The organism is Methylobacterium sp. UNC378MF (assembly GCF_900103195.1).
In the GTDB taxonomy this organism is placed as follows: domain Bacteria; phylum Pseudomonadota; class Alphaproteobacteria; order Rhizobiales; family Beijerinckiaceae; genus Methylobacterium.
Genome location: NZ_FMWU01000004.1, coordinates 193,417 through 210,019 on the forward strand (window position 1 = coordinate 193,417; position 16,603 = coordinate 210,019).

The window sequence follows — 16,603 nt, forward strand, 5'->3', positions numbered from 1 at the left end:
CGTCGCGCCCGGTAGGCGGATCACGACCTCCTGCCGGAGCATTCGATGAAGCAGATCGACGCCATCATCGCCTGGACGCCCGCACGCTGGGCTGAGCTGAAGCCGGACACCGCCGGGCAGGTCGTCGTCCTGCCCGCACCCGACACGGCCGGAGAGGCGAAACGGTACATGATGCGCGCCGGCGCCAGTTCGTCGGCCATGGCGGCCCTGTCGGAGGAGGCGCGGATCTCCCGCCTGTTCATCGATTTCCAGACACTCGTGGTGCGTGACGGAATCGACCCGCAGGCGGCGCATCGCGCGTTCCTGGCGATCGACGAATACCGGTTCCGCATCGCCCCCGACACCGAAGGCGCGGAATTCGAGGATCCCCCGGAGGAAGATTAGCCGGCCGCGCAGGACGCCCCGTTTCACAATGCTCGCGCAAGCGTGAGAATAAAGAATACACAACGGCGGATGGTGCCCTATCTCCCGCGGTGTCCTGTTCCCGTCGGAGGCCGGCCATGCCCTTATCCCGTCGCGCCATCGTCGCCGCAGCGGCACTTGCTCCGCTCGCGGGCCGCTTCGCCGCGGCTGCCGATCCGCTGATCCGTCGGCCGATCCCCTCCACCGGTGAGATGATCCCGGCGATCGGGATCGGCACGTCCCGGCGCTACGAGGTCGAGCCGACCCCCGAGGCGGTTTCCCCGTTGAAGGAAGCCGTGCGGACTTTCGTCGCCCTCGGAGGGTCGGTGATCGACACGGCCCCGAGCTACGGGACCGCCGAGGACGTCCTCGGATTGATCCTGGCGGAGCCCGGCCTGCGTCAGAAGGTCTTTCTGGCCAGCAAGGTCGACACGACCGGCCGTGACGCCACGCTTGGGGAGTTCGAGCGCTCGCTCAAGCGGATGGGGGTCGACAGCCTCGACCTCGTCGCCGTCCACAACCTGATCGACGTGCCCGACAATCTCGCCGTGCTGCGCGACCTGAAGAACCGCAAGCGCATCCGCTATGTCGGCGTCACGGTCTGGCGCGACAATCAGCTCGACGCGCTCGAAAGTGTCATGAAGCGCGAGAGCCTCGACTTCATCCAAGTGAACTACGCCATCGACAACCGCGCCGCGGCCGAGCGGGTGATCCCGCTTGCGGCGGACCGCGGCATGGCGGTGATGACGAACGTGCCCTTCGGCCGTGACCGCCTGTTCAAGGCGGTCCAGGGCAAGGAGTTGCCGGCGGTGGCCAAGGACCTCGGCTGCACGAGCTGGCCGCAGTTCTTCCTGAAATACGTACTCGGCAACCCGGCCGTCACCTGCCCGATCCCCGGCATGGCGAAGGCCGCCTATGTCGAGGACAACCTCGGCGCCGCACGCGGCAAGCTCCCGGATGCGGCGCAGCGCAAGCAGATGGAGACGTTCATCGATGCGGTCTGATCTCACCTCGCGCCGTGCGGCGCTCGCCCTCGCGGCCGCACTCGCCGTGGTCGCTGCCGTGCCCGCCCTGGCCCAGGATGCACCGAAGAAGATCCGGATCGGGATCATCGGCGCCGGGAATATCGGCGGCACCATCGGGACGCTCTGGGTCAAGGACGGCCACGAGGTCATGTTCGCCTCCCGCCATCCGGAGACGCTGGCCGCCATGGTCTCGGAACTCGGGCCGAAGGCGAAGGCGGGCACGCCCGAGGAGGCGATCGCCTTCGGCGACGCCGTGTTCGTCGCGGTCCCCTACAAGGCCTATCCGGACCTCGCGAAGGAGATCGGCCCGTCCCTCAGGGGCAAGGTCGTGCTCGACGCCGGCAACGCCACGCAGAAGCGCGACGGAGCGCTCTACGACGAGGTCCAGGCGAGCGGGATCGGCACGACGTCAGCCAAGTACTTTCCCGGGGCCAGGCTCGTGCGCGCCTTCAACGCGGCCAATTACAAGGTCTTCGCCAAGGAAGGCGCCGACGGTGGCAAGGGTCGTGCCGGCGGCCGGATGGCGATCCCGATCGCCGGGGACGATCCGGAGGCGCTGAAGGTCGCCGAAGGGCTTGTCCGCGATGCCGGCTTCGATCCGGTGGTGGTCGGCTCGCTCAAGGAGGCCGACAAGTTCGCCATGGGCTCTCCGGGCTTCGGCCACGATGTGACCGCGCCGGAGCTGCGCGAGAAGCTCGGACTGGCCAAGTAGGCGCGGCGCGGCCCGCCGCCTCTGGATGGGACGTGCGGGTCGGAGCGAGGCTTCGCGAGGAAGATGTGCCCATGCCGGTGAGATCGGCCGATGCCTGAATCCGCCCGCGCCCGCGGCCGGCTCGCCCGCCTGATCGACGTCCAGCCCGGCGAGGGCCGGGCGCTCGCGTGGTCGTGGGCCTACATCTTTTCGATCCTGGCCGCCTACTACGTGCTGCGCCCGATCCGCGACCAGATGGGTGTCGCCGGCGGCATCGAGAACCTGCCCTGGCTGTTCACCGCGACGCTGGTCGGCATGCTCGCCCTGAACCTACCCTTCGCCTACTTGGTGAAGCGGATGCCGCGGGCCCGGTTCGTGCCGATCACCTACCGGTTCTTCGCGGCCAATATCCTGGCCTTCGCACTGACGCTCTATCTCGCGCCGGCGGAGTGGGGCGTGTGGATCGGCCGGGTGTTCTTCGTCTGGCTGTCGATCTTCAATCTGTTCGTCGTCTCGATCTTCTGGGCGACGATCGTCGACGTGTTCTCAAACGCGCAGGGCAAGCGCCTGTTCGGGTTCATCGCGGCCGGCGCGACGCTGGGCGCGATCGCGGGCTCGGCCACCACGGCGATCCTTGCCAAGAACGTCCCGACCTGGGGGCTGATGCTCTGCGCCGTGGCGCTCCTCGAGGTCGCCGTGTTCTGCATGCGCGGGCTCGCGGCCCTGTCGACCCGCCTGCACGAGGTGCCGGGCAGCGGCACGAGCGCCAATGACGGGCAGGACCGGACGATCGGCGGCAGCGTGCTGGCGGGCGTCACGCGGACCCTGGCATCGCCCTACCTGCTCAACATCTCCCTGTTCCTGCTCCTGTTCTCGGTCACCTCGACCTTCCTGTATTTCGAGCAGGCGGGCATCGCGAAGCGGAGCTTCCCCGACCGTGGTGCCCAGACCGCCTTCTTCGCCAGCGTCGATCTGGCGGTGAATGTCCTGACACTGGGGATCCAGCTGTTCCTGACCGGTCGGATCGTGAACCGGATCGGCGTCGCCCTGACGCTGGCGATCCTGCCGGCCTTCAGCATCCTCGGCTTCGCGGCGCTCGCCGTCTGGCCGACGATCGGCGTGATCGTCGCGTTCCAGGTGCTGCGCCGGGCTGGCAATTTCGCCATTGCCCGGCCGATCCGCGAGGTGCTGTTCACCGTGGTGCCCCGGGAGGATCGCTACAAGGCCAAGAGCTTCATCGATACGGTGGTCTACCGGCTGGGCGATCAGGTCGGCGCGTGGTCGTTCACCGGGATCCAGGGCGCCGGGCTCGGCAGCGCCAGCGTTGCCGGCGCCGCGATTCCGCTGTCGCTGGCGTGGCTGTTCAACAGTCTCTGGCTCGGACGGGCACAGGAGCGGCGGCGGATCGCGCAGGAGGCAGCCGTCGACGGGACCGGCCCCACAAGCGGCTCGGCCGAACGCCCCGGTCCGGTCGGCCAGGCGGCGTCGCTGCGCGGGTGAACACCCCGGACGACGGTAGGCGCGCGGCCTTCGTCCTCCGCGGACGAGACACTGCGGCTTTTCGCACGCCGCGCCGAAGGAGGGCATCCAGGCATTCTGGGGCAGGAAGACCGGCCCGGTCCCTCATCGGGCCTTGCCCTACTTCGGGCTACGGACCCGAGCGCCGCGCAGCCACCACCGCGGCTATCGGTGGCGCATCCAGTCCCAGACCAGGAAGGCCGGGAAGGGGAGCATGATGGCGAAGAAGATCCAGTCGAACATCTGAGGCATCGGCCAGCCTTTCGCTTAGTCCGCCTCAGGGTCTACCGGCATGACGGATCAAAGTTCCGCAGGCGCCTTCGGCGACCCGTTAAGACCCGATTTACCCTGACCGGCGACGTATCGGGCTCGTTCCGGGCGGGAGAGAGACATGGCGGGGATCGCGCCGTCGGTGCAGGGTGGAGCGGGTCGCGCCGCGCGCGCCGTCCTGACCCTGCTCGGGCTCCTCGTCGTGACAGCGGCTCCGGCGTCCGCGCAGGAGCCGCTCTACATCCGCATCCGGCCGCTGTCGGACGCAGAGGCCGCGCGCGCGGCCCGGGAGATGCTGTGGGCGCGCCGCCAGGCCCATGCCCGGACCGTGATCGAATCGGTCTGCACCGGCTGTCTCGGCGCATGGAAGACCGAGCCGGTCCAGGTGCCGGCTCCGCCGGATGACAGGATTGCGAACCTCACCGTCCCGATAGGGGTTGAACTCGACCCCGGCTCCGGGGCATCCGACCAGCAACCCGATTCATCGACCCTCGAGAGGCATCCATGACCCAAGCGCATCCGACCAGCGGCGCCGAGCCGGAAGTCGACTGCCCGGTGAGCCTCGAGGTCCTGGGCTCGGTCTATCGCGCCGACGATTTCGACCTGCCGCTGATCCTGGAGCAGATCCCGCCGCTGAAGCGCGCCCAGCTCGCCGCCTACCTGTACGGCAAGAGCCACATGCACAAGCTCGGGCTGAAGGTCGCCCGCTCGTGCGAACGCGACGACTTGGTCCGCGCGGCCGGCGAGATCGGCTCGGTGATCCACGGACAGGCGCATCTGAAGCCCTCACGGCCGACGCCCGAGCCGGCTCCGCAGCTGCGCGCCAAGACCCCGCCCGGCCAGAAGAAGGTGAGCCTCGCAGGCGCTGCCGCGAAGCCCGCGATCAGCCTCGGCGGCTCGGCCAAGGTCCGCAATTTCGACTGAGCGTGGGTCTGCGTCAGGCGCCCCGTCGCGCCTCGCATGGCTGGCATGCCGGCATTCCGAGACTGCGCAGCAGGACCGGTGGATCTGAATCCCGCGCTCCGCTGCGCGGCCCCGGAGATGCGTGAACCGAGCATAACCGAAGGGCCGGTTCCGAAATTCCATCGGGGACACCATCTCTCAAGGCCTGCCGACCGGGACTTGTGCGTTGCACGCGTCGCAGCCTTCGGATAATCGCCCGCGATGAACACCGACCACGACAAGATCCTGATCGTCGATTTCGGCTCTCAGGTGACGCAGCTCATCGCACGCCGGGTGCGCGAGGAGGGCGTCTATTGCGAGATCGTGCCCTTTACGAAGGCTGAGGCCGCGTTTCGCGAGCAGAAACCGAAGGGTGTGATCCTCTCCGGCGGCCCCGAATCGGTTACCGTCGAGGCCTCGCCCCGCGCGCCGCAAGCGGTGTTCGATTCGGGCGTCCCGGTCTTCGGGATCTGCTACGGCCAGCAGACCATGGCGGCCCAGCTCGGCGGCGCAGTCGAGGGCGGGCACCATGCGGAATTCGGGCGGGCCGAAGTCGAGATCCTGGCCGATTGCCCGCTGTTCAACGGCGTCTGGCACAAGGGCGAAACGTATCCGGTCTGGATGAGCCACGGCGACCGGGTGACCAAGCTGCCCGACGGCTTCACCACCGTGGCGATCTCGAAGAATGCTCCCTTCGCGGCGGTGGCCGACGAGGCGCGCAACTACTACGCGGTGCAATTCCACCCGGAGGTGGCACACACGCCCCACGGCGCCTTGCTGATCCGCAACTTCGTGCGCGACGTCGCCGGCTGCTCGGGCGACTGGACGATGGGCGCCTATCGCGAGGAGGCCATCGCCAAGATCCGCGAGCAGGTCGGCTCCGAGAAGGTGATCTGCGGCCTGTCGGGCGGCGTGGATTCTGCCGTGGCGGCGGTGCTGATCCACGAGGCGATCGGCGATCAGCTGACCTGCGTGTTCGTCGATCACGGGCTGCTGCGCCTCGGCGAGGCCGAGCAGGTCGTGGCTCTGTTCCGCGACCATTACAACATCCCGCTGGTCCACGTTGAGGCGTCGGGGATGTTCCTCGCGGCGCTGGAGGGCGTCAGCGACCCAGAGGTCAAGCGCAAGACCATCGGCCGCCTGTTCATCGACGTATTCGAGGCCGAATCGAAGAAGATCGGCGGGGCGAAGTTCCTGGCGCAGGGGACGCTCTACCCGGACGTGATCGAGAGCGTGTCGTTTACCGGCGGGCCCTCGGTGACGATCAAGAGCCACCACAATGTCGGCGGCCTGCCCGAGCGCATGAACATGACGCTCGTGGAGCCGCTGCGCGAGCTGTTCAAGGATGAGGTCCGGGTGCTCGGCAAGGAACTCGGCCTGCCCGAGGGCTTCGTCGGCCGCCATCCCTTCCCGGGGCCGGGCCTGGCGATCCGCTGTCCCGGCACGATCACCGCCGAGAAGCTCGAGGCCCTGCGCAAGGCCGACGCGATCTATCTCGACGAGATCCGGCAGGCCGGGCTTTACGACACGATCTGGCAGGCCTTCGCGGTGATCCTTCCGGTGAAGACGGTCGGCGTGATGGGCGACGGCCGCACCTACGATCATGTCTGTGCGCTGCGCGCCGTCACCTCGGTGGATGGCATGACCGCCGATTTCTACCCGTTCGACATGGCCTTCCTGGGCCGCGTCGCGACCCGGATCATCAACGAGGTGAAGGGGATCAACCGGGTGACCTACGACATCACCTCGAAGCCCCCGGGCACGATCGAGTGGGAGTGAGCGGCCGCTGAGCCGGCACCGCGAACGTAGCGAAGCAACCCGAGGCAGCGCGGCGGCGACAGGCGTGACGCCGCCGGGATCCGATCGCTCGCCTCGCAACGTCGGTGCGGCGACAGCGGCGGCGCATCAAGCCCTTTCACGGTGCGCAGAGCGCCGGCTCGACCGCCTTCAGGGCCGGCCGGAACGCCGCGAGATGCAGCCCGTCGCGCAGCGCACCGGGCTTGGCGTAGCCGGTGTCGCCGTCGCGCAGTGCCACGAAGGGATCCGCGAAGACGCAACCCAGGCGCCCGCAGAGTTTCTGTAGCCGCTGCGAATAATCCGGCACCGCGCCCGCATCGACGAGCTTGCCGATCTCGCGTCCGACCGGGGGAAGGGCGGTCACGACGACCCGCGGACTCATGCTCTGGAGCCGCTTGATGATCGCCTCGGCGGCGGATTCGAATTGCTCCGTCGGCTTATGCAGCTGCGGATTGTTCTTCACCAGAATGTCGTTGGTCCCGATCGTCAGAACAGCGAGCCGGGGAGGGACCTTGAAGCGCAGGCGGGCGAGATAATCCGCGTAGCTGCCGGCGGTCGCGCCGCTGATCCCGCCGTTGAGGAATTCGAGGCCGCAGGGCCGTTGGCTGCCGGGCTGCAATTCCACCTGGGAATCGCCGGCCCAGAACACGTAATCCGGCGGCGCCTCGTCGAGGCTGACCTGCACGGCGATCAGGCGCATCTCCGCATAGGCCCGCGCGTCTGCGCCCGGCCGATGCAGGCGCCACCCGGCAAAGCCGCCGATCGCCAGCAGGACGAGGCCACCGACAATCAGAAGGGCAGCGCGCCTCACGGCTCGGCCCCGGCCCGGTCGACCTGCGCGTTGGGCCGCGCGTCCGTGGAGGCGTAATACGGCTTGATGTCGAGGAGCGGGGTGCCGTCGAGGCAGTCGAGCCCGCGCACGCGCAGCGTGTCGCCGTCGCGGCCGAGCAACTCCACCACCGACAGGGCGATGGGGTTGGGGCGAGCGGGCGAGCGCAGGGAGAAGGTGCCGCGCGGGCCGTCGGCATGGCGGGGGCGCTGGGTCACGAGGCCGCGGGTCGCCCGGTCCATCCAGTAGAGCAGGATCAGGTGCGTGCAGCCCGTGACGTTGCGCAGCCCGGGGACGTAGGCCGGATGGACCTCCACGGTGCAGATCGCGTCGGTCTGCAGGCCGTTCTTCGGACAGTCGGATCGCGTCTGCCAGGGCGTCCTCAGTCGGCCGATGAAGTGGAGGCCCGCGTCGAAGGTCGCGGGCAGCGATGCCCGTTCTTCACCGGGCCGGGTCCCGAACTCGTCCGCGTCCATGCCGCCTCGCTCCGCGCCGGCGGGCTTGTCGGCCAAGCGTCGGCGGCCCGCAACCCCGCATCTCGCACCCGGATGGCGCGGGGTGTAGAGCCAGCGCCAGGAACGGAGGCGACATGATCGAGCGGGAATTGCGGCCGATGCAGGCGGTGGCCGATGCCGAAACCGCCATCGACCGGCTGGTCGAACTCTACGACGGTGCGGCCGGCGCCCTGCGGACCGCGCTGGAGCGCTACCTTGCCGGAGGGCCGCCGCCGGACGCCACCGAGCGGCTCGCCTTCCGCTATCCCGAGCTGCGGATCAGCTACCGTCCGGACGGGCCCCTGCCGCGGGTCCGGCGCGCCACGGCCAAGCTTCAGGCCGCGGGAACCTACGCCACCACGGTCACGCATCCGGGCTTCTTCCGGACCTATCTGACCCGGCAGCTGGAGCCGCTGATCGCCGATTACGGGATCGCCATCGAGGTCGGGCTCAGCGCACAGGAAATTCCCTATCCCTATATTCTGGAAGCGGGGCTCGACGCGCGCGGCCGGGCCGTCGACGGCGCGGATCTCGCCACCTATTTCCCCGTCCCGCTCCTGTCGCTCGTCGGCGACGAGATTGCCGACGGGACTTTCGATCAGGTGACGGGCGAGCCGCTGCCCCTGGCGCTGTTCGACGCCGTGCGAGTCGATTACTCTCTTCGGCGCCTCGTCCATTACACAGGCTGCGACTGGCGCGACGTCCAGCCCTGGATCCTGCTCACCAACTATCACCGCTACGTTGACCAGTTCGTCCGCCACGGGCTTGAGCGGCTGGCTTCGGGCGCGGAGGGGTTCGAGCGGCTGGTCCTGCCGGGTGGCGTGTCCGTGAGCCGCGCCGAAGCGGCCGATGCCGATCCTGCGGCTGTGATCGCCGCCTCGCCCTGGCACCGGCACCAGATGCCGGCCTACCACTTGGTGGCGCGCGATGCCGGCGGGACCCAGCAGGGCACGACGCTGGTCAATATCGGCGTCGGTCCCTCGAACGCGAAGACGATCACCGACCACCTCGCCGTGCTGCGCCCCGATTGCTGGCTGATGGTCGGCCATTGCGGTGGCCTGCGGCAATCGCAGACCATCGGCGACTACGTGCTGGCGCACGCCTATCTCCGCCGCGACCGGATCCTGGACGAACTCGTGCCGCCGGACGTGCCGGTGCCGGCCCTCGCCGAGGTGCAGGTCGCCCTCCAGAGCGCCGCCGCCTCGGTGACGGGCGAACAGGCCGACGCCCTCAAACGGCGCCTGCGCACCGGCACGGTGGTGACCTACGACGATCGCAACTGGGAGCTGCGCTTCAGCCAGGAACGCCGGCGGATCAACCAGTCCCGCGCGGTCGCGGTCGACATGGAGAGCGGCACCGTCGCCGCGCAGGGTTTTCGCCTGCGCGTGCCTTACGGCGCGCTCCTCTGCGTGTCGGACAAGCCGCTCCACGGCGAGATCAAGCTGCCGGGTGCCGCCAACGCGTTCTACGACCGGGCCGTCTCGGAGCACCTTCAGGTGGGGCTCGCGGCGCTCGACGCGCTTCGCGCCGACCGGCAGGGTCTCCATTCGCGCAAGCTCCGCAGCTTCGACGAGCCGCCTTTCCGGTGAGGCGGTCCCGGCGCCGTATCCGCCAACAACGAGGTGAGTCTCGGCCGCAGCGACCGACTGCGACGCCAGCGACAATACTCAAGCTTGGATACGGCTGCGTAGAGCGGTGTTGGGAGGTTAAGACACCACGCAACAAGCTGAGCTTTCACATGACTCGTCTAGCACTTGTTTCCACGGCGCTTCTGGCGGCCGTCGCGTTCGCTCCGAACAATGCCGATGCGCGCGGCTTCGGCGGCGGTGGCTTCCACGGCGGCGGATTCGGCGGAGGCGGATTCCATGGCGGTGGCTTTGGAGGCGGTGTCCGCGGCGGCGGCGTCGGCGGCGGAGGTTTCCGAAACGGGGGCTTCGGCGGCGGCGCCTTTCAGAATGGGGGAGTCGGCGGCGCGCGTGCCGGCGGCTTGGGCGGCGGCTTCCGGGGCACAGGGTTCGGCGCTGCCGGCGTGACCGGTGCCGGCGTCGGCGGGCTGCAGGGCGGCGGCTTGCGGACGGGGGGGTACAACAACGCCGGCCGGTACGGCGGGATCGGGAACCGGGGCATCGTCGGCCGCGGAGCCGTCAACCGCGGCTATTACGGCCGGGGCTACGGACGCGGCCTGGGTTACGGCCTCGCGGGCGTCGGGCTCGGGCTGGGGGTCGGCTATGGTCTGGGCGGCCTGGATTACGGTTACGACAACTGCGCCTACACCGACGGCTACGGCGCCTATGACCCGGCCGCCTGCAACGGCTATTACGGCTACGGCTACTGAGCCGCGCGGCGCGGGACTGGTGCCCGCGCCCCGTCTCGGAGACGTCTTCGCGCCCGGCCCTCCTGGTCGCGTGCTTCGGTCCGGATGATCTCCGCAGGTTTTGCCGCGAGCGACGGATCGGCGCGGCGCTCCTGGCCGTCGTTCCGGGGCGCCGCTGACGAGCCCGGACTCCATAGCGGGCCTGGGTGCAAGGCCCTGCGGCATCGGCGCGTCTCGATCCCGCGCTCCGCTGTTCGGCCTCGGGAGCCCGGGCGAAGCGGCGGTCTCGGTCCGAAACAGGAAGGCAGATCGCCACGCGCCTGGCGCGACCGATGATGGCGGCGTCCACAGGCTTCGCCTGGGACGAAGGCTCTCTCCACAAATCCCGAATTGCGAACCGTTCCAATCCGATGAGGATGCCGCTTCCGGCGAGCAGCGGTGTGGGGACGATTACGGTGAGCGGTGTGGGCCTGGTTGCGGCAACGGCAGCGCTGCTCGTGCTGTGCATGAGCCTCTGGGCGACCGCGCTGCTGCCCGAGATCGTGACGGCGCTCGCCTTTTTCGGTCTCGCAATGCTGCTGCGGCTCGGCTCCGCCGCCACGGTGTTCTCGGGCTTCTCGTCCTCCGCTTTCTGGCTGGTCCTGTCCGGCATGGTCGTGGGCCAGGGGATGACCCGAACCGGTCTCGGCGCCCGCATGGCGCGGACGCTCGCCCTGCGCCTGTCGGGATCCTACGGGCGGTTCATCGGCGGGCTGGTGACGCTGAGCTTCCTCATCGCCTTCGTCATGCCGTCGAATCTCGGCCGCATCGCCCTGATGATCCCCGTGACCCTGGCGCTCTGCGACGCCTTCGGCCTCACGACCGGCCGTCCGGGACGGACAGGGGCGGTTCTGGCCGTCGGTCTGGCCACGCCGATCCTGTCGGCGGCGATCCTGCCCGCCAACGTGCCGAACCTCGTGATGGCCGGCTCGGCAGAACACCTGCTCGGTCTGCACCTGTCTTACCTGTCCTATTTCGTTCTGCACGCTCCGGTCCTGGCCGTGGCCAAGGGCGCTTTGCTCGTGGCCCTCATCGTGCGGATGTTCCCGGACGATCTCGGCCCGACCGCGCCGATCCTGCCGGTGCCGCCGCCGGTCTCCGCACCCGAAAAGCGCCTCGCGGTGATCCTGGCCTGCACCCTGATCCTCTGGATGACCGACAGCCTCCACGGCCTCGCCCCCGCCTGGGTCGGCCTCGCCGCCGCGGTGATCTGCCTGCTGCCGCGGGTCGGAGTGCTTCCGCCGGAGGCGTTCCAGCAGGTGAACCTGCGGACATGCTTCTACATCGCGGCGCTGCTCGGATTGGTTGCCCTGGTCAATGAGACGGGCCTAGGCGAGCGCCTCGGTCATCTCCTCCTGACGGTCGCGCCCCTGACGCATGACGCCCCGACGCAGAACTTCGCGGTGCTCACCGGCATCGCGACGGTGTTGACCCTCCTCGTCACCGCCAACGGCGCTCCGGCCCTCTACACCGCCCTGGCCGGCGAGATGACGGAGGCGAGCGGCCTGTCAGCCCTCGCGGTCGTCTCCTTGCAGGTGATCGGCTACTCGACCGTGTTCTTCCCCTATCAGGCGCCCCCGATCGTGTTCGCCAGCGAACTCGGGCGCGTCGCTCTCCGGGACGCGACGCGGCTCACCGTAAGCTTCGGCCTCCTGTCGCTCCTGGTGGCCGCGCCCCTCGATTATGCGTGGTGGCGGCTGCTGGGGCAGCTGAGGTGACAGAATCGGCAAAGTGTCGCCCGAGACGGCACATTGCGCCGCACCATGACGGATTGCGGGTTGCCCGCTCAGGTTCTAGCGCTACCAGATTAGAGACGGTCCAGTTCGCAGCTGCGAGGCTTCAACCCGATGGCACCCACCGCCCGCCCGACTGTGGCACAGCCGATGTCGCCCCATCTCCAGATCTACCGCTGGACCTGGACGATGGCGATGTCGGTGTTTCACCGGATCACCGGCACCGCGCTCTACGGCGGGACTGCTTTGGTGGCAGTCTGGCTCGTGGCTCTGGCTTCCGGCCCCGTCGGCTACTCTTACGTGGCCGGATTCTTCGGCTCGCTGGTCGGGCGGCTGGTCCTTTTCGTCTATACCTGGGTCCTGATGCACCACATGCTTGGCGGCATCCGGCACCTGATCTGGGACACCGGCTTCGGGTTCGACCGGGCGAAGCGTCTCTCGATGGCCCGGCTGACGCTGATCGGCTCGGTGGCCCTCACCCTCGTCATCTGGGCGGTCGCCCTTCTGGTCCGCTGAGGAGGCCGACATGGCTAAGGAAGAGGTCCGGCAGGACACGCGCATCTCGATCCGCACCCCGCGCGCCCGCGTGCGCGGCCTCGGCGTGTCCCATCACGGTGCCGGCCATTGGTGGCTGCAGCGGCTCACCGCCGTCGCCAACGTCGTGCTGATGCTGAGCTTCGTGGTGATCATCGCCAAGATGGCGGGCCGCGGCTACGGGGAGGCGCGGCTCCTCGTCGCGACCCCCCTGGTCTCGATCCTCCTGATCCTGGCGCTGCTGTCGGTGACGGTCCACATGCGCCTCGGCATGCAGGTGATCATCGAGGACTACGTGCACGCGCCGGGGACGAAGATCGCGGCGGTGTTCGCCAACAACGCCTACGCGGTGGTCGTGGCCGTCGCCTGCCTCTACGCGGTCCTGCGCATCGGCTTCGGACAGCCGGCCTGACCCCGCCAACACGTATCTCGAGGAGCCGAACATGGCCGCCAACGGCACCAACGGCAGCGGGCCTGCCTACACCATCCACGATCACGCCTTCGACGTGGTGATCGTCGGCGCGGGCGGCGCAGGCCTGCGCGCCACAGTGGGCTGCTCGGAAGCGGGCCTGCGCACCGCCTGCATCACGAAGGTGTTCCCGACGCGCTCGCACACCGTGGCGGCGCAGGGCGGCATCTCGGCTTCGCTCGGCAACATGGGTCCGGACGATTGGCGCTGGCACATGTACGACACCGTGAAGGGGTCGGACTGGCTCGGCGATCAGGACGCGATCGAGTACCTCGTGCGCAACGCCCCCGCGGCGGTCTACGAGCTGGAGCACTGGGGCGTCCCCTTCTCCCGAACGGAAGAGGGCAAGATCTATCAGCGTCCGTTCGGCGGCATGACCACCGATTACGGCAAGGGCACTGCCCAGCGCACCTGCGCTGCCGCCGACCGCACCGGCCACGCCATGCTGCACACCCTCTACGGGCAGGCAGTGAAGAACAAGACCGACTTCTTCATCGAGTATTTCGCCCTCGACCTGATCATGGATGACGAGGGCCGCTGCCGCGGCGTCATCGCCCTCGATCAGGCCACCGGCGAGATCCACCGCTTCCGCGCCCAGATGACCATCCTGGCCACCGGCGGTTACGGCCGCGCCTACTTCTCGGCGACCTCCGCCCATACCTGCACCGGCGACGGCAACGCCATGGTGCTGCGCGCCGGCCTGCCGCTGCAGGACATGGAGTTCGTGCAGTTCCACCCGACCGGCATCTACGGCGCCGGCTGCCTGATCACGGAAGGGTCCCGCGGCGAGGGCGGCTACCTGACGAATTCCGAGGGCGAGCGCTTCATGGAGCGCTACGCGCCGTCGGCGAAGGACCTCGCCTCGCGCGACGTGGTCTCGCGCTCCATGACCATGGAGATCCGCGACGGCCGTGGCGTCGGCAAGAACAAGGACCACATCTACCTGCACCTCGACCACCTCGACCCGAAGATCCTGCACGAGCGCCTGCCGGGCATCTCGGAGAGCGCGAAGATCTTCGCGGGCGTCGACGTGACCAAGGAGCCGATCCCGGTCATTCCAACCGTCCACTACAACATGGGCGGCATCCCCACGAACTATCACGGCGAGGTCCTGACCCTGCGCGACGGCAACCCCGACACGGTGGTTCCGGGCCTTATGGCGATCGGCGAGGCGGCCTGCGTCTCCGTTCACGGCGCCAACCGCCTGGGCTCGAACTCGCTGATCGACCTCGTGGTCTTCGGTCGCGCCGCCGGCAAGCGCTGCGCCGAGATCGTCGAGCCGAACGGCCGGGCCATGGAACTGCCGAAGGGCGCGACCGACAAGGCGCTCGAGCGCCTCGACCGGTTCCGCTACGCCAACGGCTCGACGCCGACCGCGGAGCTGCGCGCCGAGATGCAGAAGACGATGCAGAACAACTGCGCCGTGTTCCGCACCGGCGAGGTCCTCGAAGAGGGCAAGGGCCTTATCCACAAGGTCTGGAATGCCGCAGCCGACGTGAGGATCACCGACCGGTCGCTGGTCTGGAACACCGACCTCCTGGAAACCCTGGAGTTCGACAACCTGATCGGCCAGGCGGTGGTAACGATGGAATCGGCCGCCAACCGCACGGAATCCCGTGGCGCCCACGCCCGCGAGGACTTCCCGGACCGCGACGACAAGGATTGGATGAAGCACACCCTGTCCTGGCTCGACGAGAGCCAGCACCAGGTGAACATCGATTACCGCCCGGTCCACACCTACACGATGTCCAATGAGATCCAGTACATCGAGCCGAAAGCGCGCGTGTACTGATCTGCAACTCTGCACAACGACTGCGGCGGCGGGGCCTTGCTCCTCCGGCCGCCGCGTCCTGCTCTAGCGGAAGCCGTCGAGAACCATGGCTCAGTTCAACCTTCCGAAAAATTCTCAGATCACGCCGGGCAAGGCCTGGCCGGCCCCTCCGGGTGCCAGGAACCTGCAGACCTTCAAGATCTACCGGTGGAACCCGGATGACGGGGCCAATCCGCGCATCGACACCTATCAGGTCGATCGCGAGGATTGCGGTCCGATGGTCCTCGATGCGCTCCTGTGGATCAAGAACAAGGTCGATTCGACGCTGGTCTTCCGGCGCTCCTGCCGCGAGGGCATCTGCGGCTCCTGCGCGATGAACATCGAGGGCCAGAACGCGCTCGCGTGCACGATGGGCATCGACGAGTGCAAGAGCCCCGACAACGCCCTGCCGGTCTTGACCCGAAAGGACAAGGACGGTGCGATCCGGATCTATCCGCTGCCGCACATGCCGGTCCTCAAGGACCTCGTGCCGGATCTCACGAATTTCTACGCCCAGCATGCCGCCATCGAGCCCTGGCTCCAGACCGAGACGCCCGCCCCCGAGAAGGAGTGGCGCCAGACGCCGGAGGACCGCTCCCGCCTCGACGGGCTGTACGAATGCATCCTGTGCGCGTGCTGCACCACGTCGTGCCCGAGCTACTGGTGGAACGGCGACAAGTTCCTCGGGCCGGCAGCCCTGCTCCAGGCCTATCGCTGGCTGATCGATTCCCGCGACGAGAACACCGGCCACCGCCTCGACGGGCTGCACGACCCGTTCCGGCTGTACCGCTGCCACACGATCATGAACTGCGCCAACACCTGCCCGAAGAGCCTCAACCCGGCGAAGGCCATCGCCGAGATCAAGAAGATGATGGTTGAGCGCACGCTCTGATTGCAGAGTTGTGCCGCGTGTTGAGGCCTGAGGGCCACACCGGGCTGAAAAGGCCGGCTCTCCGCTGCGGAGTCGTCTCGGGCTGACTGCGCCGCCTTGCGGTCAGCGCAATTGCCACGGAGTCAGGGCTCAAGCGCGTTCGCGCCTTGAAGCCTGACCCGAAGTGGACCGATGCTGCGCTCGAACCTGTCGACGTTCGCCGTTCTCTGTCTGAGCGCCAGCCTCGGCGCCTGCGCCTCGAGTCGCTTGGACGGGCCGCGGACCCGTGGCCCATCTCCTCAGGCGTCGCTGGACACCGTGCCGGCGATGCCGTCGGGTACCGTGACCGCGGCGCCCCTGGCGCCTCCGCCCGGCGTGGCGGCGAGCCCCGATGCACCGCCCCCGCCCGGCGCCCAGGCGGCCGTGCCGCCCGCCGGCCCGACCGTGATCGCCGAGCCGGTCGCCCCGCCGGCGCCGCCGCCGCCGGTCGCCACGGGCGGCCGATCGGCCGTGGTCGGAAGCTGGGATGCCCGGGATGCGACCGGGGCGAATTGCAAGGTCACGCTCTCGAGCACGCCGGCCCTCGACCTCTATCGGGCGACGGCCTCGGGCTGCGCCAACAAGGATCTGGCCCGGGTCTCGGCCTGGGATTTCCGGGACGGCGAGGTCTACCTCTACCAGCCGGGCGGCTCGGTGGCGGCGCGGCTGCGGCAGGGCGGCGGCGGCCTGGAAGGTGCGCTGACCAAGTCCGGGGCCGCGCTGGCCCTGAACCGCTGAGGCGGCGCGGCGCGACCACGCCGCACGGTTGGCACCCGGCGGGGGGCACTTACATGAGGCGCTCCCGCCGCATCACGCACCCGTAGAC

Annotated in this window: 17 protein-coding genes; 15 read left to right on the top strand and 2 right to left on the bottom strand. The window is 68.8% G+C overall.

Annotation, left to right across the window (positions count from 1 at the left end; all coding sequences use genetic code 11):
• Positions 1-45: 45 nt before the first annotated feature.
• The 7 genes from BLT59_RS06045 (at position 46) to guaA (ending at position 6,627) form a co-directional block, all read left to right on the top strand.
• On the top strand, positions 46-384 hold the full coding sequence (locus BLT59_RS06045) for a hypothetical protein (RefSeq protein WP_091777490.1): 339 nt from the start codon (positions 46-48) through the stop codon (positions 382-384).
• Between the two features lie 116 nt (positions 385-500).
• Entirely contained in the window at positions 501-1,406 is a 906-nt protein-coding gene (locus BLT59_RS06050) for an aldo/keto reductase (protein WP_091777492.1), read from the top strand.
• On the top strand, positions 1,396-2,139 hold the full coding sequence (locus tag BLT59_RS06055; RefSeq protein ID WP_091777494.1) for an NADPH-dependent F420 reductase: 744 nt from the start codon (positions 1,396-1,398) through the stop codon (positions 2,137-2,139). The genes BLT59_RS06050 and BLT59_RS06055 overlap by 11 nt, the downstream gene beginning before the upstream one ends.
• 90 nt (positions 2,140-2,229) lie before the next feature.
• Positions 2,230-3,618 (top strand): NTP/NDP exchange transporter, encoded by a 1,389-nt coding sequence (locus tag BLT59_RS06060; RefSeq protein ID WP_091777496.1) that lies wholly within the window; start codon positions 2,230-2,232, stop codon positions 3,616-3,618.
• A gap of 409 nt (positions 3,619-4,027) precedes the next feature.
• Positions 4,028-4,414, top strand: a complete 387-nt coding sequence (locus BLT59_RS06065) for a hypothetical protein (protein ID WP_244513871.1) — start codon at positions 4,028-4,030, stop codon at positions 4,412-4,414.
• Positions 4,411-4,830, top strand: a complete 420-nt coding sequence (locus BLT59_RS06070) for a hypothetical protein (protein WP_091777497.1) — start codon at positions 4,411-4,413, stop codon at positions 4,828-4,830. The genes BLT59_RS06065 and BLT59_RS06070 overlap by 4 nt, the downstream gene beginning before the upstream one ends.
• Before the next feature lie 240 nt (positions 4,831-5,070).
• Positions 5,071-6,627, top strand: coding sequence for a glutamine-hydrolyzing GMP synthase (gene guaA / locus BLT59_RS06075; RefSeq protein ID WP_091777499.1), 1,557 nt, complete (start codon positions 5,071-5,073; stop codon positions 6,625-6,627).
• A gap of 136 nt (positions 6,628-6,763) precedes the next feature.
• Here guaA and BLT59_RS06080 read toward each other — a convergent pair whose 3' ends face one another.
• Positions 6,764-7,456 carry an SGNH/GDSL hydrolase family protein gene (locus BLT59_RS06080; protein WP_091777501.1) on the bottom strand — a complete coding sequence of 231 codons (693 nt, stop codon included), beginning with the start codon at positions 7,454-7,456 and terminating at the stop codon, positions 6,764-6,766.
• Positions 7,453-7,950, bottom strand: coding sequence for a tRNA (N6-threonylcarbamoyladenosine(37)-N6)-methyltransferase TrmO (gene tsaA, locus BLT59_RS06085; RefSeq protein ID WP_091777503.1), 498 nt, complete (start codon positions 7,948-7,950; stop codon positions 7,453-7,455). The genes BLT59_RS06080 and tsaA overlap by 4 nt, the downstream gene beginning before the upstream one ends.
• Positions 7,951-8,063: 113 nt before the next feature.
• Between tsaA and BLT59_RS06090 the strand changes: the two genes are divergently transcribed.
• The 8 genes from BLT59_RS06090 to BLT59_RS06125 all read left to right on the top strand — a co-directional run bounded on the left by BLT59_RS06090 (position 8,064) and on the right by BLT59_RS06125 (position 16,515).
• Entirely contained in the window at positions 8,064-9,557 is a 1,494-nt protein-coding gene (locus tag BLT59_RS06090) for an AMP nucleosidase (protein WP_091777505.1), read from the top strand.
• A gap of 440 nt (positions 9,558-9,997) precedes the next feature.
• Positions 9,998-10,303: a hypothetical protein gene (locus BLT59_RS31600; protein ID WP_139173970.1), complete on the top strand. Its 306-nt coding sequence runs from the start codon at positions 9,998-10,000 to the stop codon at positions 10,301-10,303.
• 434 nt (positions 10,304-10,737) lie between these two features.
• Positions 10,738-12,039 carry an SLC13 family permease gene (locus BLT59_RS06100; RefSeq protein ID WP_091777659.1) on the top strand — a complete coding sequence of 434 codons (1,302 nt, stop codon included), beginning with the start codon at positions 10,738-10,740 and terminating at the stop codon, positions 12,037-12,039.
• A gap of 129 nt (positions 12,040-12,168) precedes the next feature.
• A complete protein-coding gene (gene sdhC / locus BLT59_RS06105; protein ID WP_091777507.1) occupies positions 12,169-12,570 on the top strand; it encodes a succinate dehydrogenase, cytochrome b556 subunit in 402 nt (133 codons plus the stop codon).
• Between the two features lie 10 nt (positions 12,571-12,580).
• Complete coding sequence (gene sdhD, locus BLT59_RS06110) at positions 12,581-13,000, top strand: succinate dehydrogenase, hydrophobic membrane anchor protein (RefSeq protein ID WP_091777509.1); 420 nt, start codon at positions 12,581-12,583, stop codon at positions 12,998-13,000.
• A 31-nt stretch (positions 13,001-13,031) separates the two neighbouring features.
• A complete protein-coding gene (sdhA, locus tag BLT59_RS06115) occupies positions 13,032-14,849 on the top strand; it encodes a succinate dehydrogenase flavoprotein subunit (protein WP_091777511.1) in 1,818 nt (605 codons plus the stop codon).
• Positions 14,850-14,934: 85 nt separating this feature from the next.
• On the top strand, positions 14,935-15,759 hold the full coding sequence (locus tag BLT59_RS06120) for a succinate dehydrogenase iron-sulfur subunit (RefSeq protein ID WP_091777513.1): 825 nt from the start codon (positions 14,935-14,937) through the stop codon (positions 15,757-15,759).
• A gap of 171 nt (positions 15,760-15,930) precedes the next feature.
• Positions 15,931-16,515, top strand: coding sequence for a protease inhibitor Inh/omp19 family protein (locus BLT59_RS06125; protein ID WP_091777515.1), 585 nt, complete (start codon positions 15,931-15,933; stop codon positions 16,513-16,515).
• Positions 16,516-16,603 lie beyond the last annotated feature (88 nt).

Bases quoted from the DNA above. Each gene is read 5' to 3' on its own strand.
- sdhA (WP_091777511.1), top strand. From the start codon at position 13,032: ATGGCCGCCAACGGCACCAACGGCAGCGGGCCTGCCTACACCATCCAC.
- BLT59_RS06045 (WP_091777490.1), top strand. From the start codon at position 46: ATGAAGCAGATCGACGCCATCATCGCCTGGACGCCCGCACGCTGGGCT.
- sdhC (WP_091777507.1), top strand. From the start codon at position 12,169: ATGGCACCCACCGCCCGCCCGACTGTGGCACAGCCGATGTCGCCCCAT.
- tsaA (WP_091777503.1), bottom strand. From the start codon at position 7,950: ATGGACGCGGACGAGTTCGGGACCCGGCCCGGTGAAGAACGGGCATCG.
- BLT59_RS06065 (WP_244513871.1), top strand. From the start codon at position 4,028: ATGGCGGGGATCGCGCCGTCGGTGCAGGGTGGAGCGGGTCGCGCCGCG.
- BLT59_RS06125 (WP_091777515.1), top strand. From the start codon at position 15,931: ATGCTGCGCTCGAACCTGTCGACGTTCGCCGTTCTCTGTCTGAGCGCC.
- BLT59_RS06070 (WP_091777497.1), top strand. From the start codon at position 4,411: ATGACCCAAGCGCATCCGACCAGCGGCGCCGAGCCGGAAGTCGACTGC.
- BLT59_RS06120 (WP_091777513.1), top strand. From the start codon at position 14,935: ATGGCTCAGTTCAACCTTCCGAAAAATTCTCAGATCACGCCGGGCAAG.
- BLT59_RS06090 (WP_091777505.1), top strand. From the start codon at position 8,064: ATGATCGAGCGGGAATTGCGGCCGATGCAGGCGGTGGCCGATGCCGAA.
- BLT59_RS06050 (WP_091777492.1), top strand. From the start codon at position 501: ATGCCCTTATCCCGTCGCGCCATCGTCGCCGCAGCGGCACTTGCTCCG.
- guaA (WP_091777499.1), top strand. From the start codon at position 5,071: ATGAACACCGACCACGACAAGATCCTGATCGTCGATTTCGGCTCTCAG.
- BLT59_RS06060 (WP_091777496.1), top strand. From the start codon at position 2,230: ATGCCTGAATCCGCCCGCGCCCGCGGCCGGCTCGCCCGCCTGATCGAC.
- BLT59_RS06055 (WP_091777494.1), top strand. From the start codon at position 1,396: ATGCGGTCTGATCTCACCTCGCGCCGTGCGGCGCTCGCCCTCGCGGCC.
- sdhD (WP_091777509.1), top strand. From the start codon at position 12,581: ATGGCTAAGGAAGAGGTCCGGCAGGACACGCGCATCTCGATCCGCACC.